Source organism: Pantoea sp., assembly GCF_028283705.1.
Lineage (GTDB): Bacteria > Pseudomonadota > Gammaproteobacteria > Enterobacterales > Enterobacteriaceae > Pantoea.
In genome coordinates this window covers 52,534-78,086 of record NZ_JAPWKD010000034.1, presented here as the reverse complement: position 1 = coordinate 78,086, position 25,553 = coordinate 52,534, and the positions used below count along the sequence as shown (strand labels likewise).

General features: G+C 55.8%; 29 protein-coding genes, 1 other RNA gene and 1 pseudogene. 16 read left to right on the top strand and 15 right to left on the bottom strand.

What is annotated here, in order from left to right; all coding sequences use genetic code 11:
* Window positions 1–378: 378 nt before the first annotated feature.
* From PW844_RS27125 to PW844_RS27080, 10 genes and pseudogenes are all read left to right on the top strand, one after another.
* A pseudogene (locus PW844_RS27125) lies at window positions 379–1,705 on the top strand (MFS transporter).
* 71 nt (window positions 1,706–1,776) lie between these two features.
* On the top strand, window positions 1,777–2,550 hold the full coding sequence (gene exuR, locus PW844_RS27120) for a transcriptional regulator ExuR (RefSeq protein ID WP_208716562.1): 774 nt from the start codon (window positions 1,777–1,779) through the stop codon (window positions 2,548–2,550).
* Window positions 2,551–2,872: 322 nt separating this feature from the next.
* Window positions 2,873–3,547: a DedA family protein gene (locus PW844_RS27115; protein ID WP_299458908.1), complete on the top strand. Its 675-nt coding sequence runs from the start codon at window positions 2,873–2,875 to the stop codon at window positions 3,545–3,547.
* On the top strand, window positions 3,547–3,909 hold the full coding sequence (gene mzrA / locus PW844_RS27110) for an EnvZ/OmpR regulon moderator MzrA (RefSeq protein ID WP_299458906.1): 363 nt from the start codon (window positions 3,547–3,549) through the stop codon (window positions 3,907–3,909). Before PW844_RS27115 ends, mzrA begins: the two co-directional genes overlap by 1 nt.
* A gap of 174 nt (window positions 3,910–4,083) precedes the next feature.
* Complete coding sequence (locus PW844_RS27105; RefSeq protein WP_299458904.1) at window positions 4,084–4,458, top strand: DUF1090 domain-containing protein; 375 nt, start codon at window positions 4,084–4,086, stop codon at window positions 4,456–4,458.
* A 35-nt stretch (window positions 4,459–4,493) separates the two neighbouring features.
* On the top strand, window positions 4,494–4,799 hold the full coding sequence (locus PW844_RS27100; RefSeq protein ID WP_299458902.1) for a YqjD family protein: 306 nt from the start codon (window positions 4,494–4,496) through the stop codon (window positions 4,797–4,799).
* A gap of 2 nt (window positions 4,800–4,801) precedes the next feature.
* Window positions 4,802–5,200: a phage holin family protein gene (locus tag PW844_RS27095; RefSeq protein WP_208617298.1), complete on the top strand. Its 399-nt coding sequence runs from the start codon at window positions 4,802–4,804 to the stop codon at window positions 5,198–5,200.
* Complete coding sequence (locus PW844_RS27090) at window positions 5,197–5,481, top strand: YqjK-like family protein (protein ID WP_084877023.1); 285 nt, start codon at window positions 5,197–5,199, stop codon at window positions 5,479–5,481. The genes PW844_RS27095 and PW844_RS27090 overlap by 4 nt, the downstream gene beginning before the upstream one ends.
* A 212-nt stretch (window positions 5,482–5,693) precedes the next feature.
* Window positions 5,694–6,104, top strand: coding sequence for a DoxX family protein (locus PW844_RS27085; protein ID WP_299460444.1), 411 nt, complete (start codon window positions 5,694–5,696; stop codon window positions 6,102–6,104).
* A gap of 74 nt (window positions 6,105–6,178) precedes the next feature.
* Window positions 6,179–7,153, top strand: a complete 975-nt coding sequence (locus PW844_RS27080) for a glutathione S-transferase family protein (protein ID WP_299458897.1) — start codon at window positions 6,179–6,181, stop codon at window positions 7,151–7,153.
* Between the two features lie 67 nt (window positions 7,154–7,220).
* Here PW844_RS27080 and rnpB read toward each other — a convergent pair.
* Both rnpB and rsmI read right to left on the bottom strand, forming a co-directional pair.
* An RNA gene (rnpB, locus tag PW844_RS27075) (RNase P RNA component class A) lies at window positions 7,221–7,599 on the bottom strand.
* Between the two features lie 33 nt (window positions 7,600–7,632).
* Window positions 7,633–8,496: a 16S rRNA (cytidine(1402)-2'-O)-methyltransferase gene (gene rsmI, locus PW844_RS27070; protein ID WP_299458895.1), complete on the bottom strand. Its 864-nt coding sequence runs from the start codon at window positions 8,494–8,496 to the stop codon at window positions 7,633–7,635.
* Between the two features lie 62 nt (window positions 8,497–8,558).
* Here rsmI and PW844_RS27065 point away from each other — a divergent pair, with 62 nt between their 5' ends.
* The 4 genes from PW844_RS27065 to dolP are packed head-to-tail and all read left to right on the top strand — an operon-like array spanning window position 8,559 to window position 12,158.
* Window positions 8,559–10,616, top strand: a complete 2,058-nt coding sequence (locus PW844_RS27065) for a penicillin-binding protein activator (RefSeq protein WP_299458893.1) — start codon at window positions 8,559–8,561, stop codon at window positions 10,614–10,616.
* Window positions 10,574–10,969, top strand: a complete 396-nt coding sequence (locus PW844_RS27060) for a YraN family protein (protein WP_299458891.1) — start codon at window positions 10,574–10,576, stop codon at window positions 10,967–10,969. The genes PW844_RS27065 and PW844_RS27060 overlap by 43 nt, the downstream gene beginning before the upstream one ends.
* A 14-nt stretch (window positions 10,970–10,983) precedes the next feature.
* Window positions 10,984–11,571, top strand: a complete 588-nt coding sequence (diaA, locus tag PW844_RS27055) for a DnaA initiator-associating protein DiaA (protein ID WP_084877038.1) — start codon at window positions 10,984–10,986, stop codon at window positions 11,569–11,571.
* 14 nt (window positions 11,572–11,585) lie between these two features.
* Window positions 11,586–12,158: a division/outer membrane stress-associated lipid-binding lipoprotein gene (gene dolP / locus PW844_RS27050; RefSeq protein WP_299458887.1), complete on the top strand. Its 573-nt coding sequence runs from the start codon at window positions 11,586–11,588 to the stop codon at window positions 12,156–12,158.
* Between the two features lie 31 nt (window positions 12,159–12,189).
* On the opposite strand, the gene PW844_RS27045 is transcribed toward dolP, so the two are convergent.
* Window positions 12,190–12,891, bottom strand: coding sequence for a pirin family protein (locus tag PW844_RS27045; protein WP_299458885.1), 702 nt, complete (start codon window positions 12,889–12,891; stop codon window positions 12,190–12,192).
* A 127-nt stretch (window positions 12,892–13,018) separates the two neighbouring features.
* On the opposite strand from PW844_RS27045, the gene PW844_RS27040 reads away from it, so the two are divergent.
* Window positions 13,019–13,918, top strand: coding sequence for a LysR family transcriptional regulator (locus PW844_RS27040; RefSeq protein WP_084877047.1), 900 nt, complete (start codon window positions 13,019–13,021; stop codon window positions 13,916–13,918).
* Between the two features lie 40 nt (window positions 13,919–13,958).
* On the opposite strand, the gene PW844_RS27035 is transcribed toward PW844_RS27040, so the two are convergent.
* The 11 genes from PW844_RS27035 to pmbA form a co-directional block, all read right to left on the bottom strand.
* Window positions 13,959–15,869 (bottom strand): transcription antiterminator, encoded by a 1,911-nt coding sequence (locus PW844_RS27035; protein ID WP_299458883.1) that lies wholly within the window; start codon window positions 15,867–15,869, stop codon window positions 13,959–13,961.
* 24 nt (window positions 15,870–15,893) lie between these two features.
* A complete protein-coding gene (locus tag PW844_RS27030) occupies window positions 15,894–16,631 on the bottom strand; it encodes a KDGP aldolase family protein (RefSeq protein ID WP_299458881.1) in 738 nt (245 codons plus the stop codon).
* Window positions 16,628–17,749: a DgaE family pyridoxal phosphate-dependent ammonia lyase gene (locus PW844_RS27025; protein WP_299458879.1), complete on the bottom strand. Its 1,122-nt coding sequence runs from the start codon at window positions 17,747–17,749 to the stop codon at window positions 16,628–16,630. Before PW844_RS27025 ends, PW844_RS27030 begins: the two co-directional genes overlap by 4 nt.
* Complete coding sequence (locus PW844_RS27020) at window positions 17,733–18,866, bottom strand: amidohydrolase/deacetylase family metallohydrolase (protein WP_299458877.1); 1,134 nt, start codon at window positions 18,864–18,866, stop codon at window positions 17,733–17,735. The genes PW844_RS27025 and PW844_RS27020 overlap by 17 nt, the downstream gene beginning before the upstream one ends.
* A 42-nt stretch (window positions 18,867–18,908) precedes the next feature.
* The gene (locus PW844_RS27015) at window positions 18,909–19,550 is read right to left on the bottom strand and encodes a DUF4310 family protein (protein ID WP_299458875.1); all 642 of its coding nucleotides are present in this window, start codon (window positions 19,548–19,550) and stop codon (window positions 18,909–18,911) included.
* Between the two features lie 12 nt (window positions 19,551–19,562).
* Window positions 19,563–20,339, bottom strand: coding sequence for a DUF4311 domain-containing protein (locus tag PW844_RS27010; protein WP_299458873.1), 777 nt, complete (start codon window positions 20,337–20,339; stop codon window positions 19,563–19,565).
* A gap of 27 nt (window positions 20,340–20,366) precedes the next feature.
* Window positions 20,367–20,666 carry a DUF4312 family protein gene (locus tag PW844_RS27005; protein ID WP_299458871.1) on the bottom strand — a complete coding sequence of 100 codons (300 nt, stop codon included), beginning with the start codon at window positions 20,664–20,666 and terminating at the stop codon, window positions 20,367–20,369.
* 2 nt (window positions 20,667–20,668) lie between these two features.
* Window positions 20,669–21,025, bottom strand: coding sequence for an SFCGS family glycine-rich protein (locus PW844_RS27000; RefSeq protein ID WP_084877066.1), 357 nt, complete (start codon window positions 21,023–21,025; stop codon window positions 20,669–20,671).
* A gap of 25 nt (window positions 21,026–21,050) precedes the next feature.
* Entirely contained in the window at window positions 21,051–21,383 is a 333-nt protein-coding gene (locus PW844_RS26995; protein ID WP_084877068.1) for a glycine dehydrogenase, read from the bottom strand.
* Between the two features lie 253 nt (window positions 21,384–21,636).
* A complete protein-coding gene (cybC, locus tag PW844_RS26990; RefSeq protein WP_299458864.1) occupies window positions 21,637–22,023 on the bottom strand; it encodes a cytochrome b562 in 387 nt (128 codons plus the stop codon).
* Between the two features lie 69 nt (window positions 22,024–22,092).
* Complete coding sequence (gene pmbA / locus PW844_RS26985; RefSeq protein WP_299458862.1) at window positions 22,093–23,433, bottom strand: metalloprotease PmbA; 1,341 nt, start codon at window positions 23,431–23,433, stop codon at window positions 22,093–22,095.
* 115 nt (window positions 23,434–23,548) lie between these two features.
* Here pmbA and yjgA point away from each other — a divergent pair, with 115 nt between their 5' ends.
* On the top strand, window positions 23,549–24,091 hold the full coding sequence (yjgA, locus tag PW844_RS26980; protein ID WP_084877075.1) for a ribosome biogenesis factor YjgA: 543 nt from the start codon (window positions 23,549–23,551) through the stop codon (window positions 24,089–24,091).
* A gap of 71 nt (window positions 24,092–24,162) precedes the next feature.
* On the opposite strand, the gene mpl is transcribed toward yjgA, so the two are convergent.
* A complete protein-coding gene (gene mpl / locus PW844_RS26975) occupies window positions 24,163–25,518 on the bottom strand; it encodes a UDP-N-acetylmuramate:L-alanyl-gamma-D-glutamyl-meso-diaminopimelate ligase (RefSeq protein ID WP_084877080.1) in 1,356 nt (451 codons plus the stop codon).
* Between the last annotated feature and the right edge of the window lie 35 nt (window positions 25,519–25,553).

Sequence of the window (25,553 nt, the reverse complement as noted above, 5' to 3'; positions counted from 1 at the left end):
AATGACACAAAGTTATCATACCAATTTTAGTAAACGGCAAAATTCTTTGCGATACACCTCACATTAATGACAGCTTTTTAGTGTGGATATGGACAAAAAAGCCGCACCAATGCCGCTAAATGGCTGTTATTACGTTGCATAACGGGACGATTGATCATCCCACAGCTTAATAAAAAATGGTTTTTGTGATGGCTCTCAACTTTTAAATCTGTATGACAAGTTAATCTCCGCTCCATCAATGCCAGACCGATGGCACAGGCAAGGAAATAAGGCGGCAGTTTGTGCGCCTGCGGGCGTGAAGAGAGCTGTATCACGTGCAGTCCCGCTCCAGATAACTACAGCGGCAAAGCCGCAACGACAAACTGGAAGAGGTTAATGATGCGTAAGATTAAAGGGCTACGCTGGTACATGATTGGGCTGGTGACGATGGGCACCGTGCTTGGTTACCTGACGCGTAATACCATTGCCGTAGCTGCACCCACACTGGCCACTCAGCTGCACATCACCACTCAGCAATATTCATATATCGTCGCTGCCTATTCAGCCTGCTATACGGTGATGCAGCCGGTCGCCGGGTATGTCCTGGACATGCTGGGTACCAAAGTGGGTTATGCCGTATTTGCCATACTCTGGGCCATCTTCTGCGCCGCCACAGCGTTTGCCGGTAGCTGGGGCGGTTTTGCCCTGGCACGAGGTGCCGTGGGTGCCGCCGAAGCGGCGATGATCCCGGCGGGATTAAAGGCCAGCAGCGAATGGTTCCCGGCCAAAGAACGCTCCGTGGCGGTGGGCTATTTCAACGTCGGCTCATCAATTGGTGCCATGCTGGCGCCGCCTCTGGTGGTATGGGCCATCGTGGCGCATAGCTGGGAGATGGCGTTTATCATCACCGGCGTGTTGAGCATGATCTGGGCACTGTGCTGGCTGGTGTTTTATAAGCATCCGAAGCAGCAGAACAAACTGAGTGAAGAAGAGCGCCACTACATTATTGCCGGCCAGGAAGTCCAGCATCAGACCAACAATGCAAAAAATGTCGGTGGGTCAGATTCTGCGTAACCGTCAGTTCTGGGGCATTGCCCTGCCGCGTTTTCTCGCCGAACCGGCCTGGGGCACCTTCAATGCCTGGATTCCCCTGTTTATGTTCAAGGTGTACGGCTTCAACCTGAAGGAAATTGCGCTGTTTGCCTGGATGCCAATGCTGTTTGCCGATTTTGGCTGCATTATCGGCGGTTATCTGCCGCCGTTTTTTCAGCGCGTGTTCGGCGTCAATCTGATCGTTTCACGTAAGCTGGTGGTGACCATGGGCGCGGTGCTGATGATCGGCCCCGGCACCATCGGCCTGTTTACCAGCCCGTACGTGGCGATTGGTTTGCTGTGTATCGGCGGCTTTGCCCATCAGGCACTGTCCGGTGCATTGATCACCCTGTCATCCGACGTATTTGGTCGAAATGAAGTGGCGACCGCCAACGGTCTGACAGGTATGGCCGCATGGACTGCCAGTACCTTGTTTGCTCTGGTGGTCGGTGCGCTGGCCGATACGCTGGGATTCAGCCCGCTGTTCGCCGCTCTGGCGGTATTTGACCTGATTGGCGCAGTGGTGATCTGGACCGTATTGAAAAATAAACCGGTTTCCGATTCCAAATGCTGGAAAGCACTATTCCGGCGCAAGCGGCAGCCGCTCGCAGTTAATCTCCCCGGGCTGGTGTGAGCCAGCCCATTTCTTCCGTCCGGCTGAAGTGGTATAACAACTCAACTTTTGTCGCAATACGGAACCGTGCCATGGACCTGACCGAATCCCGTCGCCTTTATCAGCAACTGGCCAGCGAGCTGAAACGCCGCATCGAAGCCGGTGAATACCCGGTGGGTGAAAAACTGCCAGCCGAGCGCTTGATCGCCGAAGAGATGCAGGTGAGTCGCACCGTGGTGCGTGAAGCCATCATCATGCTGGAAGTGGAAGGCTACGTGGAAGTGCGTAAGGGTTCCGGTATTCATGTCATTGCCAGCCAGCAGCAGAACCGGATTGTCACTTCCAGCCAGCTGGAATTTGCCAGTTTTGGCCCGTTTGAACTGCTCCAGGCCCGCCAGCTGATTGAAAGTAATGTGGCAGAATTTGCCGCCACCCAGGTGACACGCCAGGACATCATCGCACTGATGGCAATTCAGGAAAAAGCACGTCAGGAAGACCATTTCCGCGATTCCGAATGGGACATGCAGTTCCATGTCCGCATCGCCCAATCCACGCAAAACAGCGCCTTAGCCGCAATCGTCGAGAAAATGTGGCTGCATCGCCTGCATAACCCCTACTGGCTGAAGCTGCATGAGCATATTGATCAGCGCAACATCCTCAGTTGGTGCGACGATCACGACCAGATCCTGAAAGCACTAATCCGCAAAGATCCCGCCGCCAGCAAGCTGGCTATGTGGCAACATCTGGAAAATACTAAACAGATGCTGTTCAACGCTACCGCAGACGATTTTGAGTTCAATGTTGACCGTTATATGTTTGCTGAAAATCCGGTCATCCTGCCGGAAGGCACTGACAATTCCCGTTGATTCTGCTGGATTTCCAGGCGGTTAAGTCAGTTAATCTGCAATAGTGTCAGCTCATGTAAAGCTCCTTTTGACCAGCTGCGTCAAAAGGTAAAACTCCTGTGCAATGGGTACTTTCTACTGTCTCAGATTTATGATTTTTGTTACAGTTATCGCCCTTTTCTTACCCTTTGCGACAGGGCATTAAAAAGTTGCTGATTTAACAATCAATTCTGGAAGGATCCGGAAAATCCGGCTCAGCTGTGCTCCTAAAACGCATAACCAAATCGCCAGCTTGTGCTCCAGCCCGATGGGCACGTTTAACAATGATGTTCAGGACCGATTGATGGATATTTTGCAGGCATTACTGCATGCCTTATGGCAGCAGGATTATGAAACCCTCTCCGACCCGACGCTGGTGTGGGCCATTTATGGCGTGCTGTTCATGATTTTATTCCTTGAGAATGGCCTGCTGCCCGCTGCTTTTCTGCCTGGTGACAGTCTGCTGATTCTGGTTGGCGTACTGATATCGAAAGGCACCATGAGCTTCCCCCTAACCCTGCTGGTGTTGACCACCGGCGCCAGCCTCGGCTGCTGGGTCAGCTATATTCAGGGGCGCTGGCTCGGCAATACGCCCACGGTACAAAAATGGCTCTCACATCTGCCCGCGCAATATCATCAGCGTGCACATAGCCTGTTTCACCGTCATGGGCTTTCCGCTCTGCTGATTGGCCGCTTTATTGCGTTTGTGCGTACCCTGCTGCCCACCATCGCCGGGTTATCCGGTCTCAGCAATGCACGTTTTCAGTTCTTCAACTGGGTGAGTGGTCTGCTGTGGGTGCTGATTCTGACCGTGCTGGGGTTTGCGCTCGGCAAAACACCGATTTTCCGTCGTTACGAAGATGAACTGATGTTCTGCCTGATGATGCTGCCGCTGGTACTGCTGGTGATCGGTCTGGTGGGTTCACTGGTGGTGCTGTGGCGTAAACGTCAGTCTGATCAAAACGGGAAATCACAGTAATGAAAAATCTGATTCCCAAACGCCTGTTGCCGTGGCTGCTGGGTGGTGCACTGGCACTGCTGGCGTTAACCCTTGCTCCGGCATTACTCAACCATGAAACCGTGGTAAAAATCCGCGTCGCCCATAACGGCACGGCGCTGCCAGATGGCTTCTATCTCTATCAGCAACTTTCTGCCCAGGGCGTACGCATCAAAAGCATTACGCCCTCTGGCGATGCGCTGGTGATTCACTTCGAAAACGAAGAACAGAGTCTGGCAGCACAAAAAGTGTTACGTCGTCTGTTGCCACAAGGTTTTGTAGTGGCTGCGGGGCACCAGGCCTCACAACAGAATCAGGACGCCAACCGTCCGACTTATAGCTAAGCAATGTCGCCTGTTTACACCTCAGGCGCCCCCTTCACCCTCGCTATCCCCGCGTCTTCTTTGAATTTTTTCATCTGCTGTCTATTCTTAAAGGTAGCGTGAGCACAAGACAAGCTGGGATGCCTCTCCTGCCCGGTTTGCGGCAGGTCATTCACAATGGAAGGGATTTACCTGATGAAACGTCAATTACTCCTGGGTGCTGTTCTCTTCTCCCTCTCCGGCTCACTGTTGGCAGCAGAATCACTGTGTCAGCAAAAGGAGCAGGATATTCAGCACGAAATCGGTATGGCAAAGCAACATAATAACCAGCGCCGCGTGAACGGGCTGGAGCGTGCACTGACCGAAGTCCGCGCCAGCTGCACCGATGAGAAACTAAAGGCAGCGCATCATGAACGTATTGAAGCGCAAAAACATGATGTGGCGGAACGAGAGCATGAGCTGAAAGAAGAACGCCAGAAAGGTAATGACAAAGAGAAGATTGCAAAACGCGAGCGCAAGCTGGAAGAGGCACAGCACGAGCTGAAACAGCTCGAAGCTGAGCGCTACTAATCGGATATAACTTTATGATGTAAATGGAGATTATTATGGCTAAAGAAACAACATCAGAACATTTACGTGCGGAACTGAAAAACCTGGCAGATACGCTGGAAGAGGTTCTGAGCAACACCGGTGAAAAATCGAAAACGGAGCTGGATAAACTGCGTCAGAAAGCGCGTGAAGCGCTGGATAACTCGCGTGAACGCCTGGGTGAATCGGGTGAGCGCCTGGCGCAATCAACCCGTGAGGCGGCACATAAAGCGGATGATTACGTGCGCGAAAATCCGTGGCACGGCGTGGGTATCGGTGCAGCGGTGGGCGTGATCATCGGCATTCTGATTTCACGGCGTTAATGATGAGTGACAGTCAGCAAAGCCACGGCCCAGGCAAAGGGGTCATCAACATTGGCCAGCGTATTGTCACCACGCTGGTCAGCATCGTTGAGACACGCATCCGGCTTGCAGTGGTGGAACTGGAAGAGGAAAAAGCCAACCTGATTCAGATGCTGATGATGGTGGGTTTGACCATGTTGTTTACCGCCTTCGGCTTAATGAGCCTGATGGTGCTGATCATCTGGGCGGTAGATGCGCAATATCGACTGATGGCGATTGCCATTACCACTGCTGTGCTGTTCCTGCTGGCGCTGATTTTTGGTCTCTGGACGCTACGTAAATCACGCCAGTCCACGCTGCTGCGCCATACGCGTAAAGAGCTGGAAACCGATCGCCAACTGCTGGAGGAGCATCGCTCATGAGCCGCCGCGAGCGCGAAGCACGTATTCACGCCTTGCTTAACCAGGTGCAGCAGCAGCGCCTGGATCTGAGCGCTGCACGTCGTGACTGGCTGGAAGGTACTGCGCACTATGATCGTGGCTGGCTCACTTTCCTCAGCCTGCGACGTTATCTGGCGATTGGCAGCAGCGCACTGGCGATTTGGTCGATCCGCAGCCCTAATCGCCTGTTGCGTTGGGCAAAACGCGGATTTGGCCTGTGGAGCACCTGGCGGATGATCAAATCCGCCCTGCCGCCACGCTAAATTAACCTCTTCCCTCAACGGACCTTTTTTCAGGTCCGCTTCTTCCTTTTTCAGAATTCCTGAATAACATCGACAGTTTATCTCGCTTACAACCTTTCCAGACCGCGATTATCATCTTCAGCCATCAGCCCAATGAATTGCCACACGCTATTCGGCGGGAATAAGTCCCTGCAGGTCAACAACCTGCAACAAAATCCTTGTTGGAGTAGATGATGAAAAAATTCGAAGATTCAGGCCTGTTGCTGGCACGCGTTCTTATGACCATTCTGTTTATCACCGCAGGCTGGGGTAAACTCACCGGTTACGCAGGTACCGCACAGTACATGCAATCTATGGGCGTTCCGGGCTTCCTGCTGCCGCTGGTCATTCTGCTCGAACTGGGTGGTGGTCTGGCAATTCTGTTTGGTTTCCTGACCCGCTTCACCGCGTTGTTTACTGCGGGCTTCACCATCCTGACCGCGTTCCTGTTCCACAGCAACTTCGCGGAAGGTGTTAACCAGCTGATGTTTATGAAGAACCTGTCAATCGCAGGTGGCTTCCTGGTGCTGGGCCTGGTGGGTCCAGGTGCTTACAGCATCGACCGCGTGATTCGTCAGCGTTTGCAGCCGGCTACTGCACGCTAAGCGCGTAAGCTAAACGCAGCATATACTGAAAAGGGGCGAGGATATTCCTCGCCCCATTTTTTTATGGAGGGCTTATGGGACAACTGATTGACGGTGTCTGGCATGACACCTGGTATGATACGAAGTCAACCGGTGGCCGCTTCAAACGCACAGAAGCGGTATGGCGCAACTGGGTCACCGCCGATGGCAGCGCAGGCCCTACCGGCAACGCCGGTTTTGCCGCCGAACGTGATCGCTATCATTTATATGTTTCACTCGCCTGTCCGTGGGCGCATCGCACTCTGCTGATGCGTAAACTCAAGGGACTGGAAGAGATGATTTCCGTATCGGTAGTGCATCCACTGATGCTGGAAAACGGCTGGACCTTTGACGACGATTTCCCCGACGCCACGGGTGATTCGCTGTATCAGAACGAATATCTGTATCAACTCTATCTGCATGCCGATCCGCACTACAGCGGACGCGTCACCGTACCGGTGCTGTGGGATAAGCATCAGCACACCATTGTGAGCAACGAATCCGCCGATATCATCCGCATGCTAAATAGCGCCTTTGATGCACAGGGTGCGCGGGCCGGGGATTACTATCCAGCAGCGTTGCGGCCACAAATTGATGAGCTGAACGGCTGGATTTATGACACGGTAAACAATGGCGTGTATAAATCGGGTTTTGCCACCTCACAGGCGGCTTACGATGAGTCGGTCACTGCGCTGTTTCATTCCCTGGCGCGCCTGGAGCAGATTCTTGGTCAGCATCGCTATCTCACCGGCAACCAGTTAACTGAGGCTGACCTGCGACTGTGGACCACGCTGGTGCGTTTTGACCCGGTCTATGTGACCCACTTTAAATGCGACCGCCATCGTATTAGTGATTACCGCAACCTCAACGGCTTTCTGCGTGATATTTACCAGATGCCAGGCATCGCTGAGACGGTGAACCTGCCGCATATTCGCCATCATTATTATTGCAGCCATAAAACCATTAACCCGAGTGGCGTGATTTCACTGGGACCGGCGTTTGACTGGAACGAACCGCACGGCCGGGGCTAAAGGCAAAGCTTAAAACCCAAAAAGTAAAACGCCCACAGGCTTTCACCTGTGGGCGTCTTTTTTGAAGAGTCGAAACTGACCGATAAGCCGGGTTCTGTCTTGGACAGTCATTCATCTAGGCCAGCAATCGCTCACTGGCTCAAGCAGCCTACCCGGGTTCAGTACGGGCCGTACCTTGTGAACCCCTATTTGGCCTTGCTCCGGGTGGAGTTTACCGTGCCACGAACTGTTGCCAGCCGCGCGGTGCGCTCTTACCGCACCCTTTCACCCTTACCTGATCCCATTACTGGGCCATCGGCGGTTTGCTCTCTGTTGCACTGGTCGTAGGCTTGCGCCCCCCAGGCGTTACCTGGCACCCTGCCCTATGGAGCCCGGACTTTCCTCCCCTCTGCCCGTCTCCCTCCGAAGAAGGACGACGACAAAGCGGCGACTGTCTGGTCAGCTTCGGCGCGGGATAATAGGCGATCCGACGTCGTTTGTCACGCCTCTTGCTGATCGAGTGCGTAGCGATACAGTGCATTCTTCTTCACACCGTGGATTTCCGCCGTCAGCGCAGCCGCTTTCTTCAATGGCAGCTCCTGCTGCAGCAGCGCCAGGGTACGCAGCGCTTCGGCAGGCAATGCCTCTTCATCCGCCTTATGCCCTTCAACCACCAGCACCATCTCACCTTTACGGCGGTTTTCATCTTCCAGCACCCACGCCAGCAGCTCAGCCACCGGTGCGCCGTGCAGCGATTCCCAGGTTTTGGTGATTTCACGCGCCAGTACCACATAACGTTCCGGCCCCAGCTCGCTCACCATATCCTGTAAACTATCGATCAAGCGGTGGGTAGATTCGTAGAAAATCAGCGTGCGCGGCTCCTGGACCAACGCCCGCAGTGCATCGCAGCGTGCCTTGGTTTTGGCGGGCAGAAACCCTTCGTAACAGAAACGATCGGACGGTAATCCCGCTGCGCTTAATGCTGTAATCGCCGCGCAGGCACCCGGCAACGGCACTACGCGGACCCCAGCTTCACGACAGCGACGCACCAGATGGTAACCAGGATCGTTAATTAATGGCGTGCCCGCATCGGAAACCAGCGCAATGCTCTGGCCTTCCTGCAATTTAGCCAGCAGCACCTCAGCTTTCTGCTGCTCGTTGTGGTCGTGAAGTGCGAATAGTCGCGCATTGATGGCGAAATGTTGTAGCAACAGCCCGGTATGACGTGTATCTTCCGCAGCGACCAGATCGACGCTCGCAAGCACCGTTAACGCTCGCTGCGTAATATCACCCAGGTTACCGATCGGGGTAGGAACGATATAGAGCGTGCTGGCAGAAATGTCTGCCCGATCGAGTTGTTTCATTGTTTCATCCGAATTGCCGATTTAATATTGAGCATCTTGAAAAAAACATCACTGGATACAGTATGCTTCCTTCAAAAGTCGTACGTCATAAAGCAGGACGCCTGGTACCTGTTCTTCTTGCTGGATTGATTTTAGCCGCCTGTAGCGGCCAGGGACCGCAGCAAACATCTAACGTCAATATTCAGGGTCCGGCAACAGGCCGCTCTGACTATTATCTGCAGCAGGTGCAGCAAAGCAGCGATGATAGCAAGACCGACTGGCAATTACTTGCCATCCGTGCCCTGCTGAAGGAAGGAAAGTATCCACAGGCTGGCGATCAGATCAAACAATTGCCACAGCAACTGTCGGATGTGCAGCAACAGGAACTCCAGCTGCTGCGTGCGCAGATGCTGATTGGTCAGCAGGATTTCAATGGCGCACAGCAGCTACTGGGCCAGCTGAAAACCACAGGCATGTCACAAGATCAGCAGGCACGCTTCTACGGTCTGCAAATCGCAGCCGCCCAGAATCGCCCATCGCTGGCACTGCTACGCGCCTATATTGCTCAGGAACCGCTGCTGCAAGGGGCCGACCACCAGAGCAATATCGACGCCACCTGGCAGGCGATGACGCAAATGACCAAAGATCAGATTAGCAACCTGGTGATCAACGCCGACGAAAATACCTTGCAGGGCTGGCTGGATCTGCTGAACACCTGGCATACCAACAGCCAGGACCCGGAGATGCTGAAAGCCGCGATTAAAGACTGGCAGACACGTTATCCCGTGAACCCGGCGGCAAAAACGCTGCCGACCGCGTTAAGCCAGGTGCAGAACTTCAGCAAAGCCTCGACCAGCACCATTGCACTGCTGCTGCCGCTGAATGGTCAGGCGCAGATCTTCGCCAACGCCATTCAGAAAGGCTTTAACGATGCGAAAAACGGCGTGCTAACCGCCGCACCCGCACCGCAGCCGCAACCCACAGCCACACCGGCCACTGGCGATGCCAGCGTCCAGCAACAGCCCGCAGCGACACCTGCGGCTCCAGCCGATAATAATGCCGTGGTCAGTCCGGCCGCCGCTGCCGTCACGCCAGATCAAAACGCGCAGCAGCCAGCCCCTGCCCCTGCAACACCGGCCCCGGCTGCCAGTGCAGCCGACAGCAACGCCCAGGTTAAGGTGTACGACACCAGCAGCCAGCCGATTCAGCAGGTGATGCAGCAGGCACAGCAGGATGGTGCGACCATCGTGGTCGGTCCGCTGCTGAAAAGCGACGTGGAAACCGTGGCCAACAGCAATTCGCCGCTTAATGTGTTGGCGCTGAACGAGCCGGAACAGATCCAGAACCATCCGAATATTTGTTACTTTGCGCTTTCTCCTGAAGACGAAGCGCGTGATGCCGCTCACCATATGTGGGACCAGGGTAAACGCCAGCCATTATTGCTGCTGCCACGTAACAGCTACGGCGATCGCGTCGGCAAAGCTTTTGCGCAGGAATGGCAGACGCTGGGCGGCTCCACCGTGCTGCAACAGCGCTTTGGTTCAGTGGGCGAGCTGAAGCAGGGCATCAACAGCGGTGCCGGTATTAACCTGAGTGGTACGCCGCTTATCGTTGAACCGGCCCAGCCGCAGGGGGTGTCGATTGCCGGGCTAACCATTCCGGCTCCACAGACCAGCACCCCTGCAACCGATACCAGCGGTGGTAGCCTTGATTCGGTCTATATCGTTGCCAGCCAGGATGAACTGCAGCTGATCAAACCGATGATTGCGATGCGTACCAGCAGCCGCAGCAATATCGCGCTGTATGCCAGCTCGCGCAGCTTCCAGGCCGGTGCCGGTCCGGACTTCCGTCTGGAGATGGATGGCCTGCAATTCAGCGATATTCCGCTGCTGTCAGGTAGCAACCCGGCGCTGATGCAGCAGGCGGCGAAGTCGTTTAACAACGATTACTCGCTGGTACGCCTGTACGCGATGGGCATTGATGCCTGGACGCTGGCTAACCACTTTAACCAGATGCGTCAGGTACCGGGTTTCGCCATTGATGGCAAGACCGGTAAGCTGAGCGCCACCCCGGATTGCGTGATCAACAGGAAGTTGGCATGGAACCAGTATCGTCAGGGACAGATCGTTCCGGTACAGTAAACCGCCAGCGCATTGGCGCTGAGCAGGAGCAGCAGGCGCGTCGCTATCTGGAGCGCGCCGGGCTGCGCTGGGTTGCCAGCAACGTCCGTTACCGTATCGGTGAGCTTGATCTCATCATGCAGGATGGCGATTGCTGGGTATTTGTCGAAGTGCGCTATCGGCGCAATGCGCGTTTTGGCGGTGCTGCCGCCAGCGTGACGCGTCAGAAACAACAAAAGCTACTCCGTGCAGCCGCACTATGGTTGCTGGGACGTAACGGCAGTTTTGCTACGGTGAATTGCCGTTTTGACATCATTGCCATCACCGGCCACGAGCTGGAGTGGCTGCCCGATGCCTTTCATGCGGATGTGTAGAACCAGGTGGTCTTGTGCAGGACAGAATTAAAGCGTGTTTTACCGAAAGTATTCAGACTCAAATCGCTGCCGCCGAGGCGCTGCCGGATGCTATTTCCCGTGCGGCGATGGCGCTGGTGCAGTCGCTGCTGAGTGGTAACAAAATCCTGAGCTGTGGCAATGGCGCGTCAGCGGCCAATGCCCAGCATTTTGCTGCCAGCATGATTAACCGATTTGAGACCGAACGCCCCAGCCTACCCGCGCTGGCGCTGAGTGCCGACAACGTGATGTTGACGGCGATTGGCAACGATCGGTTGCACGATGAAATTTACGCCAAGCAGGTGCGAGCGCTTGGCCAGGCCGGTGATGTACTGCTGGCCATTTCCACCCGTGGCAACACCCGCGACATTATTAAAGCGGTGGAAGCTGCGGTTACACGCGATATGACCATCGTGGCGCTGACCGGCTACGACGGCGGTGAGCTGGCCGGGCTGCTCGGCCCGCACGATGTGGAAATTCGCATTCCGTCTCATCGCAGTGCGCGCATTCAGGAAATGCATATGCTGACGCTGAATTGCCTGTGCGATTTGATCGATAACACCTTGTTCCCCCACCAGGAATGACTGAAGGAGCTAAGATGAAAGCATTGAATGCTGTCGCCATTCTTTTAACCGCCATGATGTTGCAGGGCTGCATTGCCGTGGTCGCTGGCGGTGCTGCGGTTGGCACCAAAACCGCCACTGACCCCCGTACCGTGGGCACTCAGGTTGATGACGGGACGCTGGAACTGCGCGTCAGCAATGCGCTGGCAAAAGATGCGCAAATCAAAAACCAGGCTCGCGTGGTGGTCACTGTCTACCAGGGCAAAGTGCTGCTGACTGGCCAGTCGCCGTCGGCAGATCTGTCGAACCGCGCTAAACAGATCGCCATGGGCGTTGATGGCGCAACGGAGGTTTACAACGAAATCCGTACCGGCCAGAAAGTCAGCCTGGGGACGTCCTCAAGCGACACCTGGATCACCACCAAAATCCGTTCTCAGCTGCTGGGCAGCGATCAGGTGAAATCCTCGAACGTGAAAGTCACCACCGAAAACGGCGAAGTGTTTTTGTTAGGGTTAGTGACACAGCAGGAAGCGACAGCGGCGGCCGATCTTGCCAGCCGGGTGAGCGGCGTGAAGCACGTCACCACCGCGTTTACCATTCTGAAATAACCTTTCAAGGGCGGCATCAGCCGCCCTTTTTTCACACCGGAATATCAATCACCAGCGCACGCAACGGCGTTTTAGCCTGTAGCGTAATCTGCTGTTCTTCCGCCAGAAACGCACCATCACCGCAGCTCAGTTTTTCCTGATGATTGCTGCTGGCCAGCACATCAAGCGAACCGTGGATCGATTGCAGATAAGCGCGTGGCCCATGCAGCTTTACGCTGTGCTGCTCACCGGGTGCCAGCGTCACCTGATGTACCCACACCTGCTGACGCAGTTGCAGGCTACCTTCTGCGCCATCTGGCGAGGCCAGCAGGAAAGCCGTTTGCTCTGGCAACACCATTTTCTGCAACAGCGGATTCTCACGCTCCGGACAGGCTGACAGCCACAGCTGCATCCTGGTCAGCGGTTGATCTTTGCTGAGGTTGATTTCGCTATAGCTCACGCCCTGGCGCGCCGACAGCAGCAGCGCTTCGCCGGCACGGGCGATGATATGGTTACCGTCACTGTCGCGGTACTCAGCCTCCCCCTGTAGCACCAGGTTGAGCACATCAACCTGCGGATAGGTGCGTGGCTGGAAGGCTGCACCGGGTGCCAGCACTTCCTGATTGAGCACACGCAACGAGGCATAGCCCATCAGTTTCGGGTCAAAATAGTGGCCAAATGAGAAGCTGTATCGCGCCTGCAACCAACCGAAATCGGCCTGGCCACATGCTGACGCGCAGCGGGTTGTCATCATGATTTACCTCCGACGCTCTGCGGGATGATACGCCGCAGATTTATAGGATTATGGTAAAAGGCTGGACGCCGGATTGTTAGCCAGTTAATCTGCCCGGCATGTTCAAATTTCCTGACAGAGAATCGGCATGGCAAAAGAGCGCGCGTTAACCCTTGAAGCTTTACGTGTGATGGATGCTATTGACCGGCGTGGCAGCTTTGCCGCAGCGGCCGACGAGCTGGGACGCGTACCTTCTGCCCTGAGTTACACCATGCAGAAGCTGGAAGAGGAACTGGATGTGGTGTTGTTTGACCGCTCCGGCCACCGCACCAAATTCACCAATGTCGGCCGCATGTTGCTGGAACGTGGCCGGGTGTTGCTCGAAGCTGCCGATAAACTTACCACCGATGCCGAAGCGCTGGCACGTGGCTGGGAAACCCACCTCACCATCGTCACCGAGGCGCTAGTGCCGACTGAACACCTGTTCCCGCTGGTAACCAAACTGGCGGACAAAGCCAACACGCAGATTTCACTGGTCACCGAAGTGCTGGCCGGTGCCTGGGAGCGGCTGGAGCAGGGCCGGGCCGATATCGTGATTGCGCCGGATATGCATTTCCGTGCCTCAACTGAAATCAACACCCGTAAGTTGTACAGCATGATGAGCGTGTATGTGGCCAGCCCGGATCATCCGATCCATCAGGAAGCCGAACCACAGTCTGAAGTCACGCGCGTCAAATATCGCGGCATTGCCGTCGCCGACACAGCCCGTGAACGCCCGGTGCTGACTGTGCAGCTGCTGGATAAACAACAACGTCTGACGGTAAGCAGCATGGACGATAAACGTCGGGCGCTGCTGGCCGGACTGGGTGTGGCGACTATGCCTTATTCGCTGGTGGAGCAGGATATTGCCGAAGGACGTTTGCGCGTGGTGAGTGCGGAATATACCCGTGAAGTGGATATCATCATGGCATGGCGACGCGACAGCATGGGCGAAGCCAAAGCCTGGTGCCTGCGCGAAATCCCGCGCCTGCTGGCGAAAAAGGGATAATTAACAACCGTAGGGTGCGGATTCATCCGCACCTGAGATTTTACAGACGACTGAGGCAATCCATCGCCACCGCCTTAAAGCTGGCGAAATCGCCACAGTCGCGCAGCCGCGTCATTGCCCGTTCGCGCAGGAAGGTGACGAACAAATCGTAAATCGCCATCGCCTCTTCATATTCGCTTTTGCTGATCGCCAGCAGGAAAATCACCGAGGCAGTTTCATCGCCCCAGCTAATTCCCTGCGGAGCCAGCACGGTGTAGACCACGGTTTTTTTCGCCAGCAACCCCAGCGAGTGTGGTAACGCTATCCCCTCACCCAGCATGGTGCTGACAATCGCTTCGCGCTCCTCAACTGACGGATAAAAATCGTCGTCGACATAGCCTTCCCGTTGCAGCTGGTCACACAGCTGGCGAAACAATGCCGATTGCGTCATCGGCTGATCCACCACCAGAAAATGTTGCGCGTCGAAGTATTTCTCCAGCATGTAAGGACGGGTGCGGTCCACCAGCACCAGTTTGCCCAGTTGCTCCAGCTGGAATTCGGTGGGAAACGGCGACATCACCGCCACCGGGCTGTTTTTCTCTTTAAGCCGCGCGGTGGAGATAACAAAATCTTCTTCAATAAAATCGAGCGCCTCATATTCACGCTGTGACAGGCGCGCCGTCACCTGTAATTGCGGATACTTACGCAGCAGCAGCGCCTCAATCATCCGCAGCGTGGAGTTACCGCTATCGCATACCAGCAGCACCTGCGGATGGCGCTGATAGCCCACGTCATAATGGCGCTCCAGCCCCACGCCGATGTGTAGCACCAGAAAACCGATTTCGTTTTCGCTGATGGTGTACGGCGTATATTTGCCCCAACTGGTAACCGCCGCCAGCGTCATGTCGTAGGCCATCGGATAATGCTGCTTGATGTTGTTCAGCAACGGGTTAGGGATGTGGATCTGGTAACGCACCCGGGTGATCATGGTTTTAATATGGGTGAGCAAATCGGCGCGCAGCTGCTCGTCCTGTTGCAGGCGGTAGTTGTAGTGGGTGTTGATATAACTCAGCAGGTAATCCACCAGCGCATCGGCATCGTCAGCGTTAATGGTGCTGGGTGCCAGCGCCTGAATCTGGCGGGCGGCGATATTGACGCGCAGCCAGTTCTCTTCCGCCTGTGAAATCGGTTTGCCGACCAGCGGCAGCATCAGCTCAACCAGCTGGTGTGCCGCTTCACGCACCTCTTCTCCCACATCTTCGGCTCCGGGGTCGTTTAGCGGAAAGCCTTCGCTGATACGCCGCACCGCCACCGCGCAATAGATTTGCAGATAGCGCTCACCTTCATCGCTCAGACGAATTGCGTGATGGGCAAAGCATTGCTGCAACAGTGGTTGCAGCTGCTCCAGCATCCCGCTGTGCAGTGCTTCCACCGTCAACAGCGGGCTATCCGGCGTGTCCTGATCGATCTGCCACAGCAGGTCGGTCAGGCAGGTACGAATCGCCGCCTCGCTACCAAACAGTTTCATGCCGTAGCGTGGCTTGGTTTCGATATTCAGGTGATAGCGCCCCAGCCATTCACGTACTTCAGCCATATCGCTTTGCAGCGTGGCGCGGCTGACAAACCACTCTTCCGACAGATCTTCCAGCTTGAGCGAATACGCCGCCGTCAGGAAGCGGCTGAGCAGATAACGCACGCGGTCCGGCGAGGTACGTGGCACGCGCAGCGGCGCGGCGGTTTGTGCCTGCAACTGACCAAAACGCCGTGCATCATCCACTTTCAGCTGATACCCCGCGCCACGCGCCAGCACAAACTGCGCGCCGTGCTGCGCCAGCAGCGCATTCAGTGCCGTGATGTCGGTACGCACCGTGCGCGTCGAGACGGAGAAACGGCGCGCCAGCTCATCCTGCGGCAAGGTTTCATTTTGCAGAGCAGCGAAAAGCTGGGCCAGACGCTGGTTAGGGAATCTCAAGGGGCTTCACCTGTTACTTATTTGTTACAACAGCTTTTTGCACGTTGCCAGAAGCTGACGGACATCGTCAATGCGCGTGTCGCCAGTCGCGCTGTCGATAATGGAACTATAGACATGCGGAATCACTTTACTGACGCCCGCCTCCAGCGCAATACGCACGATCTCCTCAAAGTTGCTGAGATCGATACCGCCGGTCGGTTCCAGCCAGAAGTCATGACGCGCGCAGGCTTCCGCCACGGCACGGTATTCATCCACCGCTTTCAGTCCCCCCATCGGGAAATACTTCACCGAGCTACCACCCATATCCTGAAGCAGCGCGATGGCACTAGCGATCGGTATGATGGCATCTGGCCCCTGGGCACTGCGCGGTCCGGTAGAGATTTTTACCAGACCCGGCGTGCCAGTGGGCGAAATCAGCCCGTTGACCACGGTTTCGTTCTGCCCGAGCAGCGCACGGCTGGTGGCGACGCCGGTAAACACCTGGTTAACGTGCTGCGGTTGAATCGCTGCCGCAATCGCGCTCACCATCGCCGACTGATTGGGATCTCCGGCACCCAGCCCGACGGAAATGGCGTTATCAATCAGCGCAGCATACTCGCGCATATCGTCAATGGCCGCTTCGGTGGTGGCGTAGTTTTTGGATAATACGCCCACCAGCACATGGCCTTCCGCCGCCTGCCAGATGTCGCGCGCATTCTGCTTTGAACCCGCCAGCACATTGAGGCACAAACGGCCCTGATAAAAATTCGGTGTCAGAGTCATGCCTGTTTCTCTCCATTGAGCAATGCCTGAATGGCGGTAAAAATGGTATGCAGCTGATCGGCGCTGACGCTGCGCACATCGGCTTCAATAATGCCTTCGTTGGCTTTGTAGCCGCGGAAGTAGATGGCGATAACGCCGGTTTTCAGCGCCTGTACCAGCTCGCCGGTGCCCCAGCCGGTCTGGGCTTCGTCAAACTTAATCTCGGCGCGTGCGATGTCACGTCCGGCGGCATCCCATACCACCCGTGCACTCACGCCCTTCAGGGTGTTGAGGTTGGCGATAAACGGCGTCATTTTTTCCACCATTTGCGCGCCCGTGGTTTTTTCCTGCACCAGATAGTTTTCAATCGCCTGGGTCAGACCGAGGATGCCCTCTTTGCCCACCTTCATGGCGCGACCAATACCGTTACTCTGACGTTTCACCCATTCAACGTATTGCGTGCGGCCAATTACCAGCCCGCTGGTCGGCCCTTCAATCGCTTTCGCGCCGCTGTAGATCACCAGGTCAGCACCCATCTGGTAATAGCACTGCAAATCTTCTTCAGCTGCGGCATCGACAATCAACGGAATGCCGTGTTTACGTGCCACCACTGCCGCCTGTTCGACGCTGAGATGGCTTTTCTGCACGCAATGGTGTGATTTGATGTACAGCAGTGCGGCTGTGGTCGGCGTAATCGCGGCTGCCAGCTGTTCTGGCGAGCATTCGTTGCTGTAGCCTGCTTCCACCAGCCGTCCGCCCCCCAGCGCGACCATGGTGCCCACAGGGGCGCCAAAATTGACGTTATGCCCCTTCGGTACCACGATATCGTGCGGCACGCTCAACGGTGCGGCATGCAGATTCTCCAGCAGCCAGGCGTTATCTTTGACGATCACCGCCGCCACGCTCTGCGCAATCCCCGCCGAGGCGCAGGACACCACCACCGCATTCTCCACCTGCAACAGCTGCGCAATATACGCGCCGGTCTTATCAACCAGATCTTTCATCTCAAAGTAGTGGTTGAGGCCGTATTTCACGGTATCCACCACATCCGCTGCCGGTGTTGATACGCCGAGAATGGTCATGCGGCCGGAGGCATTAATGACCTGTTTCAGGCCATATTTTTCATAAATCGAAGACATGATTGGTTTTCCCTTCATCAGTCAGATACCACTGGCCCGCCACCACGGCGGCCAGTGGTAACACATGTTGTTCACCCAGTACCTGTTCGCCTTCCGCATCGACGAACGGGCGGGCTTCTTCTTTGACGGTAAAAATGGTCAGGTCGGCGTCATAGCCCACAGCCAGCCGCCCTTTGTGCGCCAGACGCAGCCCTTCAGCGGCTTTCCAGGTCACGCAGTCGATTACCTGCGCCAGCGTCATACCGATGCTGAAAAATTTCGACATCACGTGTGCCAGGCTGTGCACCGGCCCGTTGATGCGGTTGCGGCAGTAAATATCCGAGCTGATGGTGTCGGGCAGAATGCCCCGGGCAATCGCCTGGCGGGCCACCTCAAAGCTGAAGCTGGCGCTGCCGTGGCCGATATCCAGCCGCACACCGCGCGCGATGGCGTTTTTCACTGCCGCCTTCAGTTCGCCCTGCGGCGTGAGGATACGGTTGGGTTTACCGTTGTAGCAGTGGGTGATGATGTCGCCGGAAGTCAGCAGGTCGGCGATTTCTTCCAGCACCGGCGGGTTATTACCGATATGCACCATCAGCGGCAGATGACCAGCAGCCTGCTGAATGGCTTTGGCGCGGATTAACGGCTGGATGCCGTTTTCGCCTACCACGCTGCTGCTCATGCGCGCCTTCAGGCCAACAATAAAATCCGGGCGACGCTGCACCGCCTGCACCACCGCTTCGCCGTCAATCTGCGCCATATCGGCCAGTTCGTTCTGCGTGACAATGCCGGTGCGGGCGATGTTGATCAGCGCACGCACGTCGGTGGTGACCTGGCGTGTCAGCTGATAAAAATCGTCGATATCATCGGCACCGGTGCTGCCTGCATCGACCACCGTGGTGACGCCCTGCGTCACACCGATGGCATCCGCATCGTCATGATAAATTGGTGATTTCGGATAGCAGTGCACATGGCTGTCGATCCAGCCTGCGCTAACGTAATAACGCCCGGCCAGATCGCGCTCCTGCAAGGCCGCGCCCGCTACCACGCCCACTGCGGCGATTTTGCCGTCCTGCAACGCGATATCGACCAGTTGTTCGTCGCACAAACGCGCACCGCGCAAAATCAAATCAAACATACCTACTCCTTAGCGCGGCCCACTCCGGGGCCGCCCATCACATCAGAGAGACACCGGGAAGATCGCACCCAGCGCCATGGCACCGAGGATCGCGCCACCGGTAATCGGTTTGTTCCACAGATAGAACAGCAGGGAACCCACCAGCGCGCCGAGACCGATTGGAATCGAGGCGGTCATCGCCGACAGGATGATCAACGGACCCAGGAAGCGACCAGAGGCGTTGCCGGCCCCCATCATCACATCGGCTCCGTAGGTGGAGTCGCTCTGATTAATGGTGAACTTACGCGCCAGGATGATGATGTAGCCCACCGCCAGACCCAGCACCAGGCCGGTTGCCAGCGAAGCAGCAAAGTTCGCTACCGGAAAGACAATCCCTGCGCCCAGCAGCAGTGCCGGAACACCGAGGCCGATACCGGTCTGGATCGCGCCACCGATGTCGAGAATCCCCACCAGCGAACCTTCAATGATGCGGGCAAACAGGAAGCTGGCACCGAAAGCCGCGACCGCACCGTAGACGCCAGTTTCCATGCCGGAACGCAGCATCGAGACAAACGCCACCTCGTTAAAGGCACCAATGCCGTACAGGTAGTACATATGCGTACCGGCAAACACCCCGGCGGATAGCAGGCCGACAAAAATCGGGAAAGACCAGTCGGCGTACCAGAACCCTTTGTTTTCGTTCATGCTGATGGCTCCTTATTTGCCGCTGAGACTGTTATGGATCATGTCCAGCCAGCCAGGAATGCCAAGCTGGAAGGATTGCAGCAGTTTCATGTCGAAGCCGCGGAAGAAGCCGCTCAGCACGAATAGCAGCACGATGGCGGTCATCATCACTTTAGTGACTTTGTTCCATCCGCTCTCCTCTACCCCTTTACCGATCAGGATGCCCAGTACCAGACCCGGTACGGCGTTACCCATGATCAACTGCGCCAGACCGCCAAAAATGGTGGCCCAGAAGCCCGATTTCTTACCGGCATCAATCGCCGCCAGCCAGAAAATCACCGGCATCACGGTGTTCACCAGCAAATTGGCTGCGGGAACCAGGACTTTAACGGCGGTGACCTGCAAAGCCGCCGGGACAGCAGAGGCGGTGCTGTTGAGGAAGGCCACCACGATCATGCCGATGATGCCGCAGGCAATGGCCATCTTTTTCGGGTCGTGGAGCGTTTCTGCCACGTTGCGGTTTTTCACCATCAGTGCCGCCGCGCCCCAGTTGGGCAGGATGCGATGGTCAACATCTTGTGTGAAGGACCCTGCCGCCACGGATGAAGCCCAGGCGTTAAAGAAAAAGCCGAGACCAAAGGAGAAGTGCGATGCTGGATCACCTTCACAGGAGTTAAGTTCGCCCAACGTGCGGAACGCGCCCATGCCCTGTGTGGTCGGTGCGTGAAACATGCGCGCGGCACCTGCTCCGACGCCAACACCAACCAACCCGCCAATGATTAACGACTTAAACAAAATAATTAAAAACATGCGCTTACCTTTGTTTTTCGTCTATTGTTAAGGTGCCGCCGTGAATTCAACCTGCTCGGTATCGATCACGGTGACGCTGACGGTAATCTCCAGCTCGACGCTGTAGTTCCGTCGCTCACGCGCAAGGAAAAAGAACAAAAATTTCTCCGTCTTGACGCGCTCCTGCGCGCGCAGCACCCGAACATCCTGGGGTTCAATGCGCAACAGAATTTTTTGTGTAGTGCGCAGCACCTGCTGCTGCACCCGGCTCAGGGCATCGGCAAAGGCTTTGGCTTTTGTGTCACCGGTTCCCTTTACCGTCACCTGAGTCACGTATTGTTGTTTCATGCTTAGCTGCCGTGTTTTTTCGTCCAGGCCTGCACCAGCCGTTCACCCAGCTCTTCTTTGTCCATAAAGCCGAAGCCAAGCACCGTGGCACCTTCGTTGATCGCCGTAACGCCTTCATCAATCGAACGCATGCCATGTTTTGCTTTGTAGCCATATTTGTTCTGTGCGGTGATGGCACCTGCGCCGCCACTGCCGCAAAAGGAGATGCCAAAGTCGGCGTTTTCCGCTTTCATCACGTCGCCCAGCTTCATATCCGCCGCCACACCCGGCACCACTACCGCACGGCCACCGGCTTTCTCGACACCTGCCGCCACTTTTTGTCCTTTACCCAGACGATCGCCAATCACTACTGTTACCATGTTCAATTCCTCTTAAAATTTCTGACTAATTCGACCTTGCAACTTCAATGTGTACCGACAATAACCACGCCTCTTCGCGTGGCAGGTTGCCGAACAGATCCACCACCTGCTGCGCCAGTGCCATCGTCTCGGGCGAGATATCCTCAAATAGCTCCGCTTCCACTTCCGGTAAGGCTTCCCCGGTCAGGGAGCGCGAGGCCATGGCTCGCACGTGTGAGGTCAGCATTTGCTGCTGCACCGCATTGGGTTCGATGTGGTGCGCCGCATACAGCGCGGCAATCTGCGTCATCACGTTATCCGCCAGCGCCTGAATCGCTTCCGGCGTGCTCTGTTTCAGCGGAACTGCTTCACTACTCACCTGGCTCACTCCTGTTTACAGCGGACAATGACCGTTAATTCGCGTTAAAAATAAATTACGCTTTCCTCAAAACGGTGTGGAGACGCATCTTTTCCACCTCAAAGTGGAAATCATGCTGGCAACTGTGCGCCAGATCGCATGATGCATGAACGGTGCAAAATACATCACATTTCGCACAGAATGATGGGAATGTAGGGAAGAATCGGGCGGGTTATGCCCAGGAATAAGGCCAGCCAGATGGCTGGCCTGACTGTCAGCGGAATTTCTTATGGTTGGCGTTGCGAATATCTTCCAGTTTCTTCGCTTCGGTTTTAGCCTCGTCCAGTTTGTTGGCCTGAGCCAGTTGATCCACCACATCAATCTGGGCGATCAGCGAATCCAGTCCGGCGTGGAAATCCTTGATCTGAGCGCTATCAGCAGGCTGACCTTCCAGCTTTTCCGGCGTGGATTTTTTCGCATCCTCCGCCGCCTGGCGCATCTTGCCGAGCGCGATTTGCATTTCCTGGGCATCGGAGGTTTTTTTCACCGTTTTCAGCCCATCATTCAAAGTATGCATATCCTGCTCCAGATCAGCCGCATACAGGCTGGCACTGGAGAACAACAGCGACAGAGACAACATTGCAATCACATGCTTACGCATCGTTCATTCCTTTATTATTGTGGAGATAAAAAAGGCAGCCTTGCGGGCTGCCTTCAGGAAGCGATGTCATTACTGCCCGGCGATCTTCATCTCCGGAAGCAGCACCGATCCACACTGGATGTTGCTGCGGGTTTCAATATCGTTGCCGATAGTCACCATGTTGCGCCACATATCTTTCAGGTTACCGGCGATGGTGATTTCGCTCACCGGATACTGTATTTCACCGTTCTCCACCCAGTAACCGGCCGCCCCACGTGAATAGTCGCCGGTAATGGCGCTGACACCCTGACCCATCAGTTCCGTCACCACCAGGCCACGGCCCATCTGCCTGATCAAATCGTCAAAGCTATGGCCCTGACCGGCAATACGCCAGTTGTGAATGCCACCCGCATGGCCGGTACTTTGCAGGCCAAGCTTACGCGCGGAATAGCTGGTCATCAGCCAGTTTTGCAGCACACCATTTTTGATAATGTCACGCGCCTCGGTACGCACCCCTTCGCTATCAAATGGCGTCGAGGCCAGGCCTTTCAACAGGTGCGGCTTCTCTTCGATGGTCAGCCATTCCGGCAGGATCTGTGTGCCCAGCGCATCGAGCAGGAAAGTCGATTTGCGGTACACGCTGCTGCCGCTGATGGCTCCCACCAAGTGACCAAACAGGCCCGTTGCCACTTCCGGGGCGAAAATCACCGGTGCTTTCATGGTGGAAAGCTTGCGCGGCGACAGGCGTGACAACACGCGGCGTGCGCATTCTGCCCCGACCCAATCAGCGCTTTGCAGATCGTGAATATCACGGCCAATGGTGTAAGCGTAATCACGCTCCATTTCGCCATTTTGTTCTGCAATCACGCAGCTGGAAAGCGAATGGCGGCTGGAGCAGTAGCTCTGCAGCATGCCGTGGCTGTTGCCGAATACTTTGATACCGACGTGGCTGTTGAAGCTGCCGCCTTCGGTATTGGTGATGCGTTTATCGGCCTGTAAGGCGGCTTGTTCCGCCTGCGCCGCCAGTTCAATCGCGCGATCGGCGTCGATCTCCCACGGATGGTAGAGATCGAGATCCGGGGCGTCGAACGCCAGCAGGGAGCGATCCGCCGGACCGGCATAAGGATCGGCGGAGGTGTAGCGTGCGATATCGATCGCCGCCTGCACGGTGCGTTTGATGGCATCCGGGCTGAGGTCGGTAGAAGACGCACTGCCTTTACGATTCTGATGATAAACGGTGATGCCGAGCGCGCCATCGCTGTTAAATTCGACGTTTTCCACTTCGCCGTAGCGGGTACTGACACCAATCCCGGTAGTTTTGGTGACCGCCACTTCCGCGCCATCGGTGCTGGCTTTCGCCAGTTCCAGCGCCTGTGCGACAGCCTGTTCCAACACTTTACGTTGTTCTGCAACCTGAGTAGATACGTTCATCGACCTGCCGTCTAATCTTATGTATGAATATTTTGAGTCTATCAGACTCAGAGAACAATTTCGCAGTCCCCCGATAAACTGGTAGGATTAGCCTCTTTTTTTAGGGAGCCAAGAGATGACCAAGCAGCCCGAAGACTGGCTCGATGATGTGCCGGATAATCAGGAAGAAGAAGACGAAGAGATTATCTGGGTCAGCAAAAGCGAAATTAAACGCGATGCCGAGGAGCTGAAACGCCTGGGTGCCGAGTTAGTCGAACTGGGGAAAAATTCCCTCGACAAGATTCCACTCGACGAAGATTTACGTGCCGCCATTGAACTGGCGCAGCGTATCAAGAAAGAAGGCCGTCGCCGCCAGTTGCAGCTGATCGGTAAGATGCTGCGCGCCCGTGATGTGGAACCGATTCGTCTGGCTTTGGACAAACTGAAAAACCGCCATAACCAGCAGGTAGCGTTGTTCCATAAGCTGGAGAATTTGCGCGATCGTTTGATTGAGCAGGGTGATGATGTGATGGCCGAGGTGGTTAACCTCTATCCGCAGGCCGATCGCCAGCAGCTGCGCAGCATGATTCGCAATGCGCAGAAAGAAAAAGCGGCGAACAAACCACCAAAAGCGGCACGTCAGATTTTCCAGTATCTGCGCGAACTGGCAGAGGCTTAATTTCGTATCACGTAGCGGCGCGATTTATCGCGCAGGGTTTACAGACGCGCGATGAATCGCGCCGCTACGGATTACCGCCCCAGACGCTCCAGCAGTTTCTGATGAATACCGCCAAAGCCACCGTTACTCATTACCAGAATCGAATCACCTGGCTGCGCGACTTTCGCCACCATTTCTACCAGCGTATCGATATCGGCACTCCAGTGAGCAGGCTGGATGCAGGCATCCGCCACATCGGCAACCTGCCACGGAATATGGTGCGGCTGGAACAGGAACACTTCATCGGCACGTCCCAGTGACGGTGCCAGTTCATTCTTGCTGACGCCCATTTTCATGGTGTTCGAACGTGGTTCCAGCACCGCCAGAATACGCGCCGTGCCCCCCACTTTGCTGCGCAGCGCGGCCAGGGTGGCGAGGATCGCCGTTGGATGATGGGCAAAATCGTCATAAACCTTGATGCCGTTCACGTCGCCACGCAGCTCGAGGCGGCGGCGCGCATTGATAAAGCGCCCCAGCGCTTCACCGGCATCGTCCGGTTTCACCCCCACATGACGTGCGGCGGCCATCGCCATCAGGCCATTGTGCATGTTGTGCTCACCCACCAGGCCCCAGTTCACTTCCGCCACTTTCTCACCATCAAGCCAGGCTTCCCAGCGTGAGGCATCCGGCGTCAGTTTTTTCGCCTGCCAGTGACCGTTGTCACCCACCGTTTCCTGCTCACTCCAGCAACCCATCGCCATAACCTGCTTCAGGTTATGATCGTGTTCCGGCAGCAGGATCTTACCCTGGCCCGGTACGATGCGGATCAAATGATGGAACTGTTTCTGGATGGCACGCAGATCGTCAAAGATATCCGCATGATCGAATTCCAGATTGTTGAGGATCAGTGTGCGCGGGCAGTAATGCACAAACTTGGAACGTTTGTCGAAAAAGGCGCTGTCGTACTCATCCGCCTCAATGACGAAGAACGGGCTTTTTCCTAATTTTGCCGAAACATCGAAATTTCCTGGCACACCACCAATAATAAAGCCCGGTTCAAGGCCACAAGCCTCAAGAATCCACGCTGCCATGCCGGCTGTCGTGGTTTTACCGTGGGTTCCGGCCACGGCCAGCACCCAGCGATCGCGTAGCACGAAATCGTGCAGCCACTGCGGGCCGGAGAGGTAAGGAATGTTACGTTCCAGCACTGCTTCCACACAGGGATTGCCGCGCGTCATGGCGTTGCCGATGATCACCAGATCCGGGGCGGGGTCCAGTTGACTGGCATCATAACCTTCCGTTAATTCAATGCCTTGTTGCTCCAGCAAGGTACTCATTGGCGGATAGACATTGGCGTCAGAGCCGGTCACTTCGTGGCCAAGTGAGCGCGCCAGCATCGCCAGACCGCCCATAAAAGTGCCACAAATCCCAAGGATGTGAATGCGCATAAAGAGATCCATTACTCAAAAGTTCGGCGCACAGT